Source organism: Pseudogemmobacter sp. TB195 (genome assembly GCF_058313095.1).
In genome coordinates this window covers 1-15,286 of sequence record NZ_JBZEGG010000038.1, presented here as the reverse complement: position 1 = coordinate 15,286, position 15,286 = coordinate 1, and the positions used below count along the sequence as shown (strand labels likewise).

The window sequence follows — 15,286 nt, the reverse complement described above, 5'->3', positions numbered from 1 at the left end:
GCCGGAATTAATGGGGGCGCGGCCGGTGCCGTTCGAGGCGGCGCGATCTGAATCAGGTTTCTGACCCTTGCAGGCAAAGCGCGCCCGATGATTTCACGGCGTGCCCCGCTGCTTTGCAACCTGCCGGCAGTGCGGATCTAGAGGCGCGAGATCATTTGAGGTCCGTGCCGCAGTTTCCTCGGCTTTGTGGCCAAAGATCTGGCGTCATCATGTTTTCAGGGAAAGGAGGGGGAATCGTCTGGCCCCCTTGCCCCTGTCCGCGCGGTCTCAGCCGGACCTGCCGCTGCTGGCGCAGTGTGGTGCGGATACTCCTCCCATCCCGCTGGCCAAAAACCGGAGTGCGGCCCAACGGGCACGCCGCCGCTTCGGTCAGGCGCTGTCAGGGACGGGTGCCGATTCACAGATATGAAGATGGGTCCGCCATCCGGCGCATTTTTCATACAGTGCGTCAGGCAGGGCCCGGTCGGTGAACAGCGTGTCGATTTCCGCCAGACAGGCAATCCGCGCCGGCGCGGATCGGCCCAGCTTGCTGTGATCCGTAACCAGAAACGCCTGTCGGGCCTGGCGCAGGATTGCCCGGCTGACCCGCACCTCGGCCAGGTCATAATCCAGCAGGTCGCCGTCCAGATCCAGCGCCGATGTACCGATAACCGCGTAATCCACCTTGAACTGTTCGATGAACTGGGTGGCAAGTTCGCCCACCAGGCCGCCATCCGAACGGCGCAGTGCGCCCCCCGCCACCATGATCTCGCAGCCCGGATTCTCCGCGAGAATATTGGCAACATTCATATTGTTGGTGATGACCGTGATATTCGAATGGTGGATCAGCGCGCGCGCCACGGCTTCGGTTGTCGTGCCAAGGTTGAGGATCAGGCTGGAATTGTCGGGGATCGCGGCGGCGCAGGCGGTGGCGATCGCGGCCTTGGCCTCGGAATGCAGACGGCGGCGCGCCTCATAGCCCAGATTGACCATGCCCATACGGGGCACCGCCCCGCCATGGACACGGTCGAGCAGCCCCGCCTCGGCCAGATCCGTCAGATCGCGGCGGATAGTCTGCAGGGTCACGTCGAAACGATGCGCCAGATCCTCAACCACGACCCGGCCCTCGGCCCGGGCAAGCTCTACGATCTGATTTTGCCGGATGCTCAGCGCCAAGGAGTCCCGCTTTCTGCAAGGGTTCGTTTCATGCGCGGTTTTGCCCGCCGTTTTGCCGTTGTGATGCGGAAGAATACGGAAGGCAAGCCCGCGCGCAAGCCTGCGAGATAGTGAAAAACCGAAAGTTTCGATGGAATATTTACGCTGCAATGCGGCAATTAATGTTCCTTAATGATCAAATCGCGCAAAAACGAAAATGCAGGCTTGACCGATGAAATCTGGCTGCTACTCGTTGATGGGCGCGGAATGCGAGCTGAGGGAGGGAACATGTCGACACCGACCGCAGAGATGACCGACCTCTTCATCATTGGCGGCGGCGTGAATGGCTGCGGCATTGCCCGCGATGCGGCGGGGCGTGGGCTGACGGTCACGCTGGCCGAACAGGGCGACCTGGCGCAGGGCACCTCATCGGCCTCGACCAAGATGTTCCATGGCGGGCTGCGCTACCTGGAATATTTCGAATTCCATCTGGTGCGCGAAGCCTTGCAGGAGCGTGAAACCCTGCTGGTCGCCATGCCCCATATCAGCTGGCCGATGCGGTTCGTGTTGCCCTACAGCCCCGGGATGCGGTTCGAAAGTGACACGCCGACCTCGCGGCTTTTGGGGTTTGTGATGCCCTGGATGAAGGGTCGCCGCCCCGCATGGCTGATCCGGCTGGGGCTGTTTCTTTACGATACGCTGGGCGGGCGAAAGATCCTGCCGGGCACGCGAAGGCTGGATCTGCAGACGGATCCGGCGGGGCGCTGCCTGCAGCCGGGCTTTGGCCGCGCCTGGGAATATTCCGACTGCTGGGTGCAGGATTCGCGCCTTGTGGTTCTGAACGCCCGCGATGCCGGGGCGCGGGGCGCGCGCATCCTAACGCGCACCAAAGTCATATCGGCGCGCCGGGCAGCCGCCCATTGGGAGATCACCGCCGAAGGCCCGCACGGGCGCGAGACCCATCTGGCGCGGGCTCTGGTCAATGCCGGCGGCCCCTGGGTGGGCGAGGTGATCCGCGACGTGGCCCATATCACTTCGACCGAAGGCGTGCGGCTGGTGCGCGGCAGCCATATCGTGACGCGCAGGCTTTATGACCATGACCGCGCCTATTTCTTCCAGGGCACCGACGGGCGGATCATCTTCGCCATTCCCTATGAGGATGACTTCACCCTGATCGGCACCACCGACAAGGATCATCAGGGCAGCCCGGCTGAAGTGGTCTGCACCGATGAGGAACGCGATTATCTTTGCGCCTTTGCCAGCCGCTATTTCGCAAAGCCGGTCACGCCGGATGATGTGGTCTGGAGCTATTCCGGGGTGCGCCCGCTTTACAATGACGGCGCGAAATCGGCGACGGCGGCGACAAGGGAATATGTGCTGAGCCTGGATACGGGGGCGGATCACAGGGCGCCGCCGCTTCTGAATGTGTTCGGCGGCAAGATCACCACCTATCGCCGCCTGGCGGAAAATGCGCTGGCAAAGCTCGCGCCGTTTTTCCCGCAGGCCGGGGCGGCCTGGACGGCGCGGGTTGCGCTCCCTGGCGGCAATTTCCCGCATGACGGGGTGGCAGATCAGGTGGCGCGGCTGAAAGCGGGCTTTCCGTTCCTGACCCACGCCCATGCCGCCCGCCTGATCCGCACTTATGGCACCGAGGCGTCTGAGATGCTGGCGGGCGCGACCCGGCCCGAGGATCTGGGCCCGGATTTTGGCGCGACGCTGAGCGGGGCCGAGGTCAACTGGCTGATCACGCGCGAATATGCCCGCGAGGCGGCGGACATCCTTTGGCGGCGCACGCGGCTTGGGCTGCATATGACCAAAGACCAGATCATGGCGCTGGAGGCCTTTATGGCCAAAGCGGCACAGAACCGGGAGACACCGGCGGCCTGAGAGCGAGAAATCGGCGTGCCCGGGCATTGGAGGATGCGAAGGCTGCGCCTGAGGGGAGGATGGATGACGCTGGAACTGCAAAACGTGTCGCGGCAGGTGGACGGGCGGGTGCATATCCACCCCACCAGCCTGACATTGCAGAAGGGCACGATGAATGTGCTTCTCGGGCCGACGCTCTCGGGCAAGACCAGCCTGATGCGGCTGATGGCCGGGCTGGACCGGCCCGATGGCGGGGCGATCCTCTGGCAGGGCCAGGATGTGACAGGTCAGCGTGTCCAGGATCGCGGCGTCGCGATGGTCTATCAGCAATTCATCAATTATCCCGGTCTGACGGTTTACGAGAATATCGCCTCACCTTTGCGTATCCTTGGCCGCCCAAAGGCCGAGATCGACGCACGGGTGCAGGAAACCGCCGCCATGCTGCGGCTGACGCCGATGCTCACGCGCAAACCGCTGGAGCTGTCGGGCGGCCAGCAGCAGCGCTGCGCGCTGGCGCGGGCTCTGGTCAAGGATGCGGGCCTCGTGTTGCTCGATGAACCGCTGGCCAATCTTGACTACAAGCTGCGCGAGGAGTTGCGCGTAGAGATTCCGCGTATCTTCGAGGCTTCGGGCGCGATCTTCGTCTATGCGACCACCGAACCCGAAGAGGCGCTTTTGCTGGGCGGCAATACCGCCACGCTCTGGGAGGGCCGCGTGACGCAGTTTGGCCCGACGCCCGAGGTCTATCGCCAGCCGGTCGATGCCACCACCGCCCGCGTCTTCAGTGATCCGCCGATGAATTTCCTGGCCGTGGTGAAGGAAGGCCAGCGGCTGAAATTCGGCAGCACCGCCAGCGGCCCCGCAGATGGCGCTTTCGCCGCGCTGCCGGACGGGCGCTACAGGGCAGGGTTCCGGGCCAATCACCTGTTCCTGAACCGGCCTTCCGTAAGCGCCATGCCCTTTCGGGCAAAGCTCTCGGTCACCGAGATCACCGGCTCGGAAACCTTCCTCCATCTCGGCCATGAAGGCGAACGCTGGGTCGGTCTGGTCGAGGGGGTACATGCCCTGACACCGGGCGCCGAGGTCGAGGTCTGGCTCGACCCGGCGCATGTCTATCTCTTTGATGCGGAAGGGCGGCTGGCAGCGCCGGCGCCCTATGCGAGGGCCGCCTGACCATGGCACAGATCACGCTGAAAAACCTTGCCCACAGCTATCTGCCCAATCCCGCCAGCGAGAAGGATTACGCGCTGAAGGAGATGGACCATGTCTGGCAGGATGGCGGCGCCTATGCGTTGCTCGGGTCCTCGGGCTGCGGCAAGACCACGCTTCTGAACATCATCTCGGGCCTCTTGCGCCCCAGCCATGGCCGGGTGCTGTTCGGAGACCTCGATGTGACCGACGCCGCCACGGCGGAGCGCAATATCGCCCAGGTGTTCCAGTTCCCTGTTGTCTATGACACGATGTCGGTGCGCGACAATCTCGCTTTCCCCCTGCGCAATCGCGGCATGGATCCGGCCTATATCAAGGCCCGCGTCGACCATATCGCGCAGATGATCGGGATGGAGGCGATGCTGTCCAGAAAGGCCCGGGGCCTGACGGCAGATGCGAAGCAGAAGATCAGCCTTGGCCGCGGCATGGTGCGCGAGGATGTCAACGCGATCCTGTTTGACGAGCCGCTGACGGTCATCGACCCGCATATGAAATGGGAGCTGCGCACCCAGCTGAAACAGCTGCATCGCGAGTTTGGCCATACGATGATCTATGTCACCCATGACCAGACCGAGGCGCTGACCTTCGCCGACAAGGTCGTGATCATGTATGACGGTCGCGTGGTGCAGATGGGCACGCCGGAAGAGCTGTTCGAGACCCCGGCCCATAGTTTTGTCGGCTATTTCATCGGCTCGCCTGGGATGAACTTCCTCGAGGCTCAGGTCGAAGGCGATCGCGCCACGCTCAGCGATGGTACGGTGATCGCGCTTGGCGCTGAATATGCGCCGGTCACAGGCCAGATCGGCATTCGGCCGGAATATGTCAGCCTCAGCGATGAGGGTCTCGCGCTGACCATCCACCGGATCGAGGATGTCGGCCGGCACCGGCTGATCCGGGGAGAGGTTCTGGGCAAGCCGCTGAATGTGGTGCTGCCCGAAGGTGTCGGGGTTCCCGCAAGCCCCCGCGTCAGCTTTGCTGCGCAAAGGATCAACGTCTACGCGAATGACTGGCGGGTTGCACCGCGCTCGCCTGCAGAGAGGGCCGCGTGATGGAAAAGACGCAAAACAACCGCGCCTGGTTTCTGGTGATCCCGGTTCTGATCCTTGTCGCCTTTTCGGCGGTGATCCCGCTGATGACGGTGGTGAACTACGCCTTCAACGATACTTTCGGCAGCAATGATTTCTTCTGGGCCGGGCTGGAATGGTTCGACGAGATGATCCATTCCGAGCGCCTGCATGGCGCGCTTGGCCGCCAGGTGATGTTCTCGGCGATCATCCTCGCGATCGAGGTGCCTCTGGGGATTTTCGTCGCGCTGAACATGCCGAAAAAGGGCTTCTGGGCGTCTTTCTGCCTTGTGCTGATGGCGCTGCCTTTGCTGATCCCGTTCAATGTGGTCGGCACAATCTGGCAGATCTTTGGCCGCGTTGACATCGGCCTGCTGGGGCGCGGGTTGGCGGCCCTGGGCATCAATTACAATTACACCAGCAACCCGTTCGATGCCTGGGCCACCGTGATCGTGATGGATGTCTGGCACTGGACTTCGCTGGTAGCCCTTTTGTGCTATGCGGGCCTGCAATCCATCCCCGAGGCCTATTACCAGGCCGCCCGTATTGACCAGGCCAGCCGCTGGTCGGTCTTTCGCTATATCGAATTGCCGAAGATGCAGGGCGTGTTGCTGATCGCGATACTGCTGCGGTTTATGGACAGTTTCATGATCTATACCGAGCCTTTCGTCGTGACGGGTGGCGGCCCGGGCAATTCGACCACCTTCCTGTCGATTGATCTGGTGAAAATGGCGGTGGGGCAGTTCGATCTTGGCCCGGCTGCGGCCTTCAGCCTGATGTATTTCCTCGTGATCCTGCTGGTTTCATGGGTGTTCTACACCGTGATGACCAATATGGATAAGGAGGCGAAGTGATGCGCGTGAAACCTTCCGCCATCGTCATGGCGCTTTACCTCCTGTTCCTGCTGGTGCCGATCTACTGGCTCGTGAACATGAGCTTCAAGACCAATACCGAGATCACCGGCGCCTTTACCTTGTTCCCGCACGAGTTCACGCTGCGGAACTACACGGTGATCCTGACCGACCCCTCCTGGTATATGGGTTACGTCAATTCGATCATCTATGTGGTGATGAATACGGTGATTTCGATCACTGTGGCGCTGCCGGCGGCCTATGCTTTCTCGCGCTATAATTTCATGGGCGACAAGCATCTGTTCTTCTGGCTGCTGACCAACCGCATGGCGCCGCCCGCCGTTTTCGCGCTGCCCTTCTTCCAGCTTTATTCAAGCGTTGGGCTTTTCGACACGCATATCGCGGTCGCGCTGGCGCATTGCCTGTTCAACGTGCCGCTGGCGGTCTGGATCCTTGAGGGCTTCATGCGCGGTGTCCCGAAAGAGATCGACGAGACCGCCTATATCGACGGCTATTCCTTCCCGCGGTTCTTCGTGAAGATCTTCATGCCGCTGATCGCATCGGGCATCGGGGTCGCGGCGTTTTTCTGCTTCATGTTCTCCTGGGTCGAGCTTTTGCTGTCGCGCACCCTGACCGCCGTTAACGCAAAGCCCATCGCCGCGATCATGACGCGCACGGTCTCGGCCTCGGGGATGGACTGGGGCGTGCTGGCGGCGGCGGGCGTCTTGACCATCGTACCGGGCGCCCTGGTGATTTACTTCGTCCGCAATTATATCGCCAAGGGCTTCGCCCTGGGGAGGGTGTGATGACCACTTCCGAAACGGGCACTGCGGCCCGCCCCAACTGGACCCTGATCACCCTGACCGCCGCCGTGATCCTTGGTTGCGCATTGGCCTTCCTGATCTGGGCCACACCTTCGGGAAGTGACGGCAAGGCCTGGACCGACCCGATGATCCCGCGCGGCTGGATGGCCTGGAGCTTTCCTGTCGCCTTCTTCTTCTGGTGCATCGCGACAGTGCTGGTCACCTTTACCATTCTTGCCATCCGGTTTCCCGAAACGCCGCGCAAGGGCATTTTGCGCATCGAGACCACGCGCGGCGACCGTCTTTTCATTACCGTGCTCGGCTCGGCTTTCATTTGCCTCGGCTGGCTGTTTTTCGCAGGGCCCCCGGTCTGGGGGGCGCTCATCATCTGTCTTTTTTACGGCGCAGCGGTCTTTCGCTGGGTCTGACCATTCCCGCACCGGGATCACCCGGGCGGGCTCTTTCAACAAAGTTTCTCAGGGAGGAGAACATGAGGTTGAAGCATACCACCACCGCCATGGCGCTTGCGCTGATGGTCTTTGGCGCGCCCGCCTGGGCTGATATGGAGGCGGCGAAAAAGTTCCTCGACGCGGAAATCGGCGATCTCTCCTCGCTGACCCGCGCCGATCAGGAGGCCGAGATGCAATGGTTCATCGACGCCGCAAAACCGCATGCCGGGATGGAGATCAAGGTCGTCTCGGAAACCATCACCACCCATGAATACGAGAGCAAAGTGCTGGCGCCGGCCTTTACCGCGATCACCGGGATCAAGGTCACGCATGACCTGATCGGTGAGGGCGATGTGGTTGAAAAACTGCAGACCCAGATGCAGACCGGCGAGAATATCTATGACGGCTATGTCAACGATTCCGACCTGATCGGCACCCATTGGCGCTATCAGCAGGCGCGCAGCCTGACCGAATGGATGGCGAATGAAGGCAAGGATTACACCAATCCGGGCCTTGATCTGAATGACTTCATCGGGCTGAAATTCACCACCGCGCCGGACGGAGAACTCTACCAGCTGCCCGATCAGCAATTCGCGAACCTCTACTGGTTCCGCTATGACTGGTTCAATGACGAGAAAACCAAAGCCGATTTCAAAGAGAAATATGGCTATGATCTGGGTGTGCCGCTGAACTGGTCGGCCTATGAGGATATCGCCGAATTCTTCACCGGGCGCGACATGTCCTATATGGGCGGGCCGGCTTCGGGCGTGTTCGGCAATATGGATTACGGCAAGAAAGACCCGAGCCTTGGCTGGCGCTACACCGACGCCTGGTTCTCAATGGCCGGGGGCGGCGACAAGGGGGATCCGAACGGTCTGCCGGTCGACGAATGGGGCATCCGGGTCGACGAAAACTCGCGCCCTGTCGGATCCTGCGTGGCGCGCGGTGGTGCGACCAATGACGCGGCTGCGGTCTATGCTGTGACCAAGGCGATCGAATGGCTGAACAAATTCACGCCACCCGAAGCCCAGGGCATGACCTTTGGCGAGGCAGGTCCGGTTCCCGCGCAGGGCAATATCGCCCAGCAGATGTTCTGGTACACCACCTTTACCGCCGATATGCTCAAGCCCGGCACCGCCGTGATGAATGACGACGGCACGCCGAAATGGCGCATGGCCCCCAGCCCGCGCGGGGCCTACTGGACCGAGGGCACCAAGCTTGGCTATCAGGATGTCGGCTCCTGGACCCTGATGAAATCGACCCCGGTCGACCGCGCTCAGGCCGCCTGGCTGTACGCGCAGTTCGTGACCTCGAAAACCGTCGATGTGAAGAAAAGCCATGTCGGCCTGACCTTCATCCGCGAAAGCACCATTCAGGATAAGAGCTTCACCGAGCGTTCTCCGGCGCTTGGTGGTCTGGTCGAGTTCTACCGCTCGCCCGCCCGCGTGCAATGGACGCCCACGGGCACCAACGTGCCGGACTATCCGCGTCTGGCACAGCTCTGGTGGCAGCATATCGGGGATGCGATGTCGGGGGCTAAAACCCCGCAAGAGGCCCTCGACGCGCTTTGCGCTGAGCAGGAAAGCGTGATGGCGCGTCTCGAGCGTTCGGGGGTCCAGGGCGATATCGGTCCGAAACTGAACGAGGAATCCGATCCGGCGGAATGGCTTGCGAAAGAAGGCTCGCCGGTGGCAAAACTCGACAATGAAGATCCGACGCCGGAAACCATCAGCTATGACGAGCTGATCAAGTCCTGGCAGTAAGCTGACCGGGATCGGGCGGGCCAAAGGGCTCGCCCGATTTGACTGAGCAATGAAGAGGCCTGCGCGATGACCCATATTCTTGCCATTGATCAGGGCACGACCTCATCGAGAGCGATCCTTTTCGACCAGAACCTGAAGCCCATTGCCCAGGCGCAGGAAGAATTCCCCCAGCATTATCCGCAGCCTGGCCAGGTGGAACATGATCCGGCCGATCTCTGGGCAACAATCGCCGCCGCGATGCGCGCGGTGGTCGAGCGCGCTGGCATTCAGGCCAGCGACATCGCCGCCATCGGCATCACCAATCAGCGCGAGACCACCCTTTTATGGGACCGTGCCACCGGCCAGCCGCTGCATAATGCCATCGTCTGGCAGGATCGCCGCACGGCGCCGATCTGCGACGCGCTGCGTGAGGCAGGGCAAGAGGCCATGATCACCGCGAAAACCGGCCTGCTGCTCGATCCCTATTTCTCGGCGACCAAACTGAAATATCTGCTCGATACGATTCCGGGCGCGCGGGCGCGGGCGGAAAAGGGCGACCTGGCCTTTGGCACTGTCGACAGCTGGCTGATCTGGAACCTCACAGGCGGGAAGGTTCATGCGACGGATGCCACCAATGCCGCCCGCACCATGTTGTTCAATATCGTGGAAAACCGCTGGGATTCCGAGATCCTGGCACTGCTTGATATTCCGGCCGCGCTTCTGCCCGAGGTAAAGGATTGCGCCGCTGATTTTGGTATGACCCGCTCAGATCTCCTGGGTCGCGAGATCCCGATCCTTGGTGTGGCAGGGGATCAGCAGGCCGCGACGGTCGGGCAGGCCTGTTTCCAGCCCGGTATGATGAAATCGACCTATGGCACCGGCTGTTTCGCGCTTTTGAACACCGGGGCGCAGATGGTCCCGTCAAAGAACCGGCTCCTGACAACCATCGCCTATAGGCTGAAGGGCGAGACCACCTATGCGCTGGAAGGCTCGATTTTCATCGCGGGGGCAGTGGTGCAATGGCTGCGCGATGGGTTGCAGATCATCCGCGCCGCTTCCGAGACGCAGGCCCTTTCTGAGGCCGCCGACCCGGCACAGGAGGTCATCCTGGTACCCGCTTTCACCGGGCTTGGCGCGCCCTACTGGCGGCCCGATTGCCGGGGCGCGATTTACGGGCTGACCCGCAATTCCGGCCCCGCCGAATTCGCCCGCGCGGCCTTGCAAAGCGTCGGCTATCAGACGCGCGACCTCCTGGAGGCGATGCGTGCCGATTGGGGGACCGATGCAGAGGGCGTGTTGCGCGTCGATGGCGGCATGTCTGCAAGCGAGGGCGCGATGCAGTTTCTGTCAGATATCCTCGGCGCCCCTGTCGACCGCCCCGAAGTGACCGAGACCACGGCGCTCGGCGCGGCCTATCTTGCCGGTTTCCAGGCCGGTCTCTTGCCTGGGCCGGAAGATTTCGCGAAAAGCTGGGCGCTGGAAAAGCGGTTCACCCCCCGAATGGAGCCCGGCTTGCGCGATCAGAAATATGCCGCCTGGAAAAAAGCCGTGGCTGCCACAATGGCCGCAGCATGACTGGAAGCTTCAACGTCGCTTTGCCTGGCCGGATCCTGTTTGGCCGCGGCGAGGCGGCACAGGCACCTGCGCTGATCCGTGCCTTTGGCCGCCGCGTGCTGCTGGTTCATGGCCGGGATCCAGGACGCGCCGCGTGGCTGAGCTCGTCCCTGCAGGATTGCGCCTTGCACTGCGTCTCATGCAGCAGCGAGCCGACGCTGCCGATGCTCGAAGCGGCGCTGCGCGATGTTGCGGGATTTGCCCCCGATGTGGTGGTGGGTCTCGGGGGCGGTGCGGTGATCGACATGGCCAAGGCGCTGGCGGCCCTGATCCCGGCGCCCGGCGGCGCGATGGACCATCTGGAGGTCGTGGGCCGCGCCTTGCCCCTCAGCGTGCCCCCGCTGCCTTGTGTCGCTTTGCCCTCTACCTCCGGCACCGGGGCCGAGGCTACGAAAAACGCGGTGATCGGCCTGCCCGAACATGGCCGCAAGGTTTCGCTGCGCGATGACCGGATGCTGCCGCGCCTTGCGCTGGTCGATCCTGCGCTGACCGATCAGTGCCCGCGCCATGTGACGCTGGTCTCGGGCCTTGATGCGCTGGCCCAGGTGATCGAGCCCTATGTCTCGAACCGGGCCACGCCCTTTACCGATGCGCTGACCCTGCCCGCGATCCCAAGGGGGCTTGCGGCATTGCAAAGCCTGATGCGCGGCGAAAACAAAGATGCGCGCGATGAAATGGCCTGGGTCAGCCTTACCGGCGGCATCGCGCTGGCCAATGGCGGGCTTGGCGCAGTGCATGGCCTGGCAGGCGTGATTGGCGGAGTGACACCGGCGGCACATGGCGCGATCTGTGGCGTCTTGCTTGGCCCGGTGCTTGCGGCAAATCGGGCGCACGCGAGCGGTGAGACCGCCGCGCGACTTGCCACCGTCTGCGATATTCTTGGCGAGGGGCTGGGGGTTTCCGGCGACGAGGCGCCGCGCGCGCTGTCCGCCTGGGCGCGTGAGGCCGGGCTTGCCGGCCTGCGGGACCAGGGCCTTGCGCCGGCGCGTTTTGCCGATGTGGCCAAAGCGTCGATGCAAAGCTCGTCCTTCAGAGGAAATCCGGTCGCACTGACCGCCGCTGATCTTGAAGGGGTCCTGGCAGAGGCCGGGTGAGGGCCCGGGATCAGCCCTTACCGATCTGTTTCGTGAAGAGACGCCATTCGCCCGCTGCGACGTCCCAGTCATCCCGGACAACGGGACGGCTGGCGATCTGGCGGTAACCCCTGGCCGTATAGAGACGCAGCGCGTCCAGATGCGTGTCGGCGGCGATCAGGCTGATGCTGTCATGACCGGCCGCCGCTGCAATGATCTCGGCCTGTGCCAGCAAAGCGCTGCCGAGGCCCTTGCCGCGAAACTCGGGATAAGAGGCGAGCACATTCAGATACCAGGAGCCGGGTGCCAGTGCCTCAAGTTCCAGCAGCGGCACAAAGATCGGCGGCATGTCGGGCGCGATCGGGCCGGGGTCGGCCTCGGCTGCATAGCCCAGAAGGCAGGCCGCGACCGCACCGTCAGTCTCGGCCAGCCAGGCGTTGGAATAAGAGAAATTCCCGGTCGCACGCGCGGCACGTTCTCGCCCGAACGCCCAGGGGTCGCCTTCCGGGCCCACGGATTTGCGCCAGAAATGCAATGGCAGATCGTCGGCTGCCATATTGATGAAACGCACCAGATGTGCGGCGTCATCTGCCCTTGCTTTGCGGATTTCCATGGCTCTGTCCCGTTCCTGCCTTTGCGCGGCTCTGTCCTGCAGTCTTTGACGATCTGACGCGCGCTTACCAGCCCCATCGGGCGTTTCGCGCAGGATCCGCCGGCCCGGCCTCGCGGCTTGCGCGACGGGCGGCGGCGGCCTACCAAGATTGCTGAGATCCGCAACATCACTCCGAGGACAGACATGAGTATCACGGTATTCCGCTTCCCCGCGCCCGGCCCCGAGCCCATCACCACCGATCTGGAGGGCTGGGTCAAAGTCGAAGGCAATCCGACCATGCGCTACTGGATCCAGCATACATCGCTGGACGGCAATGTGATCTCGGGCACCTGGGAGGCGACGACCGGAACCTGGCATGCAAGCTACCAGTTCTATGAATTCGTGCACCTGATCGAGGGTCGTATCACAATCACCCCCGATGGCGGCACCCCCGTCACCGTGGGCCCGGGCGATGCTTTCGCGGTCGAGGCCACGTTTAAAGGCACCTGGACCATTGAAGAGCCGGTCCGCAAACATTTCGCCATCCGCCTGAAGTAAGATCCGCCTTTGCCGGAGCGGCCAGTCGCGCCTCTCCGGCAAAATACGACCCGGCGACTGGACTTCGCGGGTGATTGCTCTATCTCTGCCCCTGCCTTTTTCCGGGACGGGGACATAATGCAGAAGATCACCCTGCCAGAGCGGCCAGACTGGCGCGCCAAAGCCGCAGAGCTCGGCTTTACCTTTGCCGATATGCATGGCGAGCCCTATTGGGATGAAACCTCGGCCTATGCTTTCACGTTGGGCCAGATCGAAGAGGATCTGGAAGACCCTGCGACCGCACTTCATGCCATGTGCCGCGAGGCCGCAGGCCAGATCATCGCCAGCGAAGAGCTGATGGAGCGCCTGGCGATCCCGCGCGCGCATTGGGATCTGGTCGCTGACAGCTGGCGCCGCAATGAGCCCGAAATCTATGGCCGGTTCGATCTGGTCTATGATGGCACCGGTCCGGCGAAACTGCTGGAATATAACGCGGATACGCCTACTTCGCTTTATGAGAGTGCATCATTCCAATGGACCTGGTTGGAAGATCAGCTTGCGGCCGGGGTGTTGCGCCAGGGCGATGACCAGTTCAACGGCATCCATGAGGCGCTGGTTGACCGCTTTCGCGAATTGTTCCCGGAAGGCACGGATCTGCATTTCACCGCCATCGGCGGCAATCCCGAAGATTACGCCACGGTTGAAACCATGGGCTGGGCCGCACGTGAGGCGGGGCTTGGCGCGCATTACAGCGATCTGGACAAGATCGGCCTCTCGTCTGACGGCCAGTTCATCGATGCCGAAGACCGGGTGATCGAGACACTGTTCAAGCTCTACCCCTGGGAAGATCTGCTGCGCGACGATTATGCGGCGCAGATTGCCGGCTCGGGCGCGATGCTGCTGGAACCGGCCTGGAAGGCGGTTCTGTCGAATAAGGGTCTGTTGCCGGTTCTGTGGCAGTTGTTCGAAGGCCATCCGAACCTGCTGCCTGCGTTTTTCGAGGCGGATATTTCGCAGGATCTGCCCGGGGCCGTAACCGGATCTGCGCGCGGCGCCGTTCCGCCCGCTGTCAGTGCCAGCCTCAGTCGCGCCGAGGCACAGCTTGCCCAGGGCTATGTGAGGAAGCCGCTTTTCTCCCGCGAAGGCGCCTCGGTCGATATCTATGAGCAGGGTCGCGCGACCGAGACCGCATCGGCGCGCGGTTATGACCAGCATCCGCGTATCATCCAGGCCCTGCAGCCGCTGCCGGTTTTTGACGGCTTTCGCCCGGTGATCGGCGCCTGGATGGTCGGGCAGGCCGCCGTGGGCATTGGGATCCGCGAGGATCGCTCGCGCATTACCCAGGACCTGTCGCGGTTCAAACCGCATTTCATTCGCGACTGAATTGACCCCGAAAGGCCAAAGCCATGCAAAAAACCGCTCCGGTCACAGCTCCGGTCACGCAGGCGAGCAGAAAACGCTCGCGTCACGTCGCGCTGGCGATCCTCGGGGCAGCGAGCTTCGCGCTTGCGGCCTGTACCGAGGATGAGGTCGATGCCCAGGCCTTTCCGGATCTGAAAAGCTGTAAAGAGGCGGCTTCGCTGGGCGGCATGTTCTCGGGTGCCGATTGCGACGCCGCTTTCGCCGAGGCCGAAGTGCTGCATGTCGAAACCGCGCCACGCTATGACAGTCTGCAAACCTGTGAGGCAGAGCATGGCGCGGGCGCCTGCGGCAATGAACAACAGGTGCAGTCAGGCGGGTCGGGGTCGATCTTCATGCCGCTGATGATGGGCTATCTGATCGGCAATATGCTGGGCGGTCAGCGCGGCGTCGCGGCGGCACAGCCGCTTTACAAGACTGCAGATGGCAAATTCGCCAATGCAGCGGGAACCTCGGCCTATTCCTCGAATTCCGGCAAGGCAAAGCTGCCGGCGAGCCAGTTCACCCGCCCGCCCACCACGGTCGGAAAGCCGCCGATGACCAAGGCGACCGCGCAGTCTCGTGGCGGCTTCGGCGCCAGCAGCGGCAGTTCTGCCGGCGGCTGAGGCACAGGCGCAGTTCCCTGTCATGCGGCAAATATGTGGCCCGGCGTTTGCCGGGCCTCTTTCATTTGCGCAAAGGTGGTGGGGCGAAGGTGCTGACCTGTGACGACCGTGCGCGTAGGTCGCGCGCAGAGGGAAATGTTCTGCCTCTGCGGGGGAGTGGAACGCGACTCCGGGAGATTGTGAGGAAAATCCAGGTGTTTCTGACGGTATCACGGCTGCGATTCTGGGTGCGGGGGCATTGATTCCAGGATGTTATCCCCATTTTGGGCGCGGGTCTGGGGATAAGGTTGTCCGGGGCTTTGGCAGGCATTCGCGGACGGGCCTTATT

Annotated in this window: 14 protein-coding genes; 12 read left to right on the top strand and 2 right to left on the bottom strand. The window is 62.7% G+C overall.

All coding sequences use genetic code 11. From position 1 onward, the window contains the following. Positions 1-369: 369 nt before the first annotated feature. On the bottom strand, positions 370-1,155 hold the full coding sequence (locus AC4FS3_RS26250; protein ID WP_491022961.1) for a DeoR/GlpR family DNA-binding transcription regulator: 786 nt from the start codon (positions 1,153-1,155) through the stop codon (positions 370-372). Between the two features lie 267 nt (positions 1,156-1,422). Between AC4FS3_RS26250 and glpD the strand changes: the two genes are divergently transcribed. The 9 genes from glpD to AC4FS3_RS26205 all read left to right on the top strand — a co-directional run bounded on the left by glpD (position 1,423) and on the right by AC4FS3_RS26205 (position 11,826). Then, a complete protein-coding gene (gene glpD, locus AC4FS3_RS26245) occupies positions 1,423-3,021 on the top strand; it encodes a glycerol-3-phosphate dehydrogenase (RefSeq protein ID WP_491022960.1) in 1,599 nt (532 codons plus the stop codon). 63 nt (positions 3,022-3,084) lie between these two features. Then, positions 3,085-4,173: an ABC transporter ATP-binding protein gene (locus AC4FS3_RS26240; protein ID WP_491022959.1), complete on the top strand. Its 1,089-nt coding sequence runs from the start codon at positions 3,085-3,087 to the stop codon at positions 4,171-4,173. Between the two features lie 2 nt (positions 4,174-4,175). After that, complete coding sequence (locus tag AC4FS3_RS26235) at positions 4,176-5,258, top strand: ABC transporter ATP-binding protein (protein ID WP_491022958.1); 1,083 nt, start codon at positions 4,176-4,178, stop codon at positions 5,256-5,258. Further along, positions 5,258-6,127, top strand: coding sequence for a carbohydrate ABC transporter permease (locus AC4FS3_RS26230; RefSeq protein WP_092903227.1), 870 nt, complete (start codon positions 5,258-5,260; stop codon positions 6,125-6,127). The genes AC4FS3_RS26235 and AC4FS3_RS26230 overlap by 1 nt, the downstream gene beginning before the upstream one ends. After that, positions 6,127-6,930, top strand: a complete 804-nt coding sequence (locus tag AC4FS3_RS26225; RefSeq protein WP_249498950.1) for a carbohydrate ABC transporter permease — start codon at positions 6,127-6,129, stop codon at positions 6,928-6,930. Before AC4FS3_RS26230 ends, AC4FS3_RS26225 begins: the two co-directional genes overlap by 1 nt. A 143-nt stretch (positions 6,931-7,073) precedes the next feature. Beyond that, positions 7,074-7,355, top strand: coding sequence for a DUF2160 domain-containing protein (locus tag AC4FS3_RS26220; protein WP_491022981.1), 282 nt, complete (start codon positions 7,074-7,076; stop codon positions 7,353-7,355). 62 nt (positions 7,356-7,417) lie between these two features. After that, positions 7,418-9,139, top strand: a complete 1,722-nt coding sequence (locus tag AC4FS3_RS26215) for an ABC transporter substrate-binding protein (protein ID WP_283179790.1) — start codon at positions 7,418-7,420, stop codon at positions 9,137-9,139. Between the two features lie 66 nt (positions 9,140-9,205). After that, on the top strand, positions 9,206-10,693 hold the full coding sequence (glpK, locus tag AC4FS3_RS26210; protein WP_491022957.1) for a glycerol kinase GlpK: 1,488 nt from the start codon (positions 9,206-9,208) through the stop codon (positions 10,691-10,693). Then, positions 10,690-11,826 (top strand): iron-containing alcohol dehydrogenase, encoded by a 1,137-nt coding sequence (locus tag AC4FS3_RS26205; protein WP_491022956.1) that lies wholly within the window; start codon positions 10,690-10,692, stop codon positions 11,824-11,826. Before glpK ends, AC4FS3_RS26205 begins: the two co-directional genes overlap by 4 nt. Positions 11,827-11,836: 10 nt before the next feature. Here the strand turns inward: AC4FS3_RS26205 and AC4FS3_RS26200 are convergent, their stop codons facing one another. Next, positions 11,837-12,418, bottom strand: a complete 582-nt coding sequence (locus tag AC4FS3_RS26200) for a GNAT family N-acetyltransferase (protein WP_491022955.1) — start codon at positions 12,416-12,418, stop codon at positions 11,837-11,839. A 183-nt stretch (positions 12,419-12,601) separates the two neighbouring features. Here AC4FS3_RS26200 and AC4FS3_RS26195 point away from each other — a divergent pair, with 183 nt between their 5' ends. From AC4FS3_RS26195 to AC4FS3_RS26185, 3 genes are all read left to right on the top strand, one after another. Further along, positions 12,602-12,955 carry a cupin domain-containing protein gene (locus AC4FS3_RS26195; protein ID WP_491022954.1) on the top strand — a complete coding sequence of 118 codons (354 nt, stop codon included), beginning with the start codon at positions 12,602-12,604 and terminating at the stop codon, positions 12,953-12,955. Between the two features lie 117 nt (positions 12,956-13,072). Next, positions 13,073-14,317: a glutathionylspermidine synthase family protein gene (locus AC4FS3_RS26190; RefSeq protein ID WP_491022953.1), complete on the top strand. Its 1,245-nt coding sequence runs from the start codon at positions 13,073-13,075 to the stop codon at positions 14,315-14,317. A 23-nt stretch (positions 14,318-14,340) separates the two neighbouring features. Then, the gene (locus tag AC4FS3_RS26185; RefSeq protein ID WP_283179785.1) at positions 14,341-14,958 is read left to right on the top strand and encodes a DUF1190 domain-containing protein; all 618 of its coding nucleotides are present in this window, start codon (positions 14,341-14,343) and stop codon (positions 14,956-14,958) included. Positions 14,959-15,286 lie beyond the last annotated feature (328 nt).

Bases quoted from the DNA above. Each gene is read 5' to 3' on its own strand.
- AC4FS3_RS26205 (WP_491022956.1), top strand. From the start codon at position 10,690: ATGACTGGAAGCTTCAACGTCGCTTTGCCTGGCCGGATCCTGTTTGGC.
- AC4FS3_RS26225 (WP_249498950.1), top strand. From the start codon at position 6,127: ATGCGCGTGAAACCTTCCGCCATCGTCATGGCGCTTTACCTCCTGTTC.
- AC4FS3_RS26240 (WP_491022959.1), top strand. From the start codon at position 3,085: ATGACGCTGGAACTGCAAAACGTGTCGCGGCAGGTGGACGGGCGGGTG.
- AC4FS3_RS26200 (WP_491022955.1), bottom strand. From the start codon at position 12,418: ATGGAAATCCGCAAAGCAAGGGCAGATGACGCCGCACATCTGGTGCGT.
- AC4FS3_RS26235 (WP_491022958.1), top strand. From the start codon at position 4,176: ATGGCACAGATCACGCTGAAAAACCTTGCCCACAGCTATCTGCCCAAT.
- glpD (WP_491022960.1), top strand. From the start codon at position 1,423: ATGTCGACACCGACCGCAGAGATGACCGACCTCTTCATCATTGGCGGC.
- AC4FS3_RS26185 (WP_283179785.1), top strand. From the start codon at position 14,341: ATGCAAAAAACCGCTCCGGTCACAGCTCCGGTCACGCAGGCGAGCAGA.
- glpK (WP_491022957.1), top strand. From the start codon at position 9,206: ATGACCCATATTCTTGCCATTGATCAGGGCACGACCTCATCGAGAGCG.
- AC4FS3_RS26215 (WP_283179790.1), top strand. From the start codon at position 7,418: ATGAGGTTGAAGCATACCACCACCGCCATGGCGCTTGCGCTGATGGTC.
- AC4FS3_RS26230 (WP_092903227.1), top strand. From the start codon at position 5,258: ATGGAAAAGACGCAAAACAACCGCGCCTGGTTTCTGGTGATCCCGGTT.
- AC4FS3_RS26195 (WP_491022954.1), top strand. From the start codon at position 12,602: ATGAGTATCACGGTATTCCGCTTCCCCGCGCCCGGCCCCGAGCCCATC.
- AC4FS3_RS26220 (WP_491022981.1), top strand. From the start codon at position 7,074: ATGATCCCGCGCGGCTGGATGGCCTGGAGCTTTCCTGTCGCCTTCTTC.
- AC4FS3_RS26190 (WP_491022953.1), top strand. From the start codon at position 13,073: ATGCAGAAGATCACCCTGCCAGAGCGGCCAGACTGGCGCGCCAAAGCC.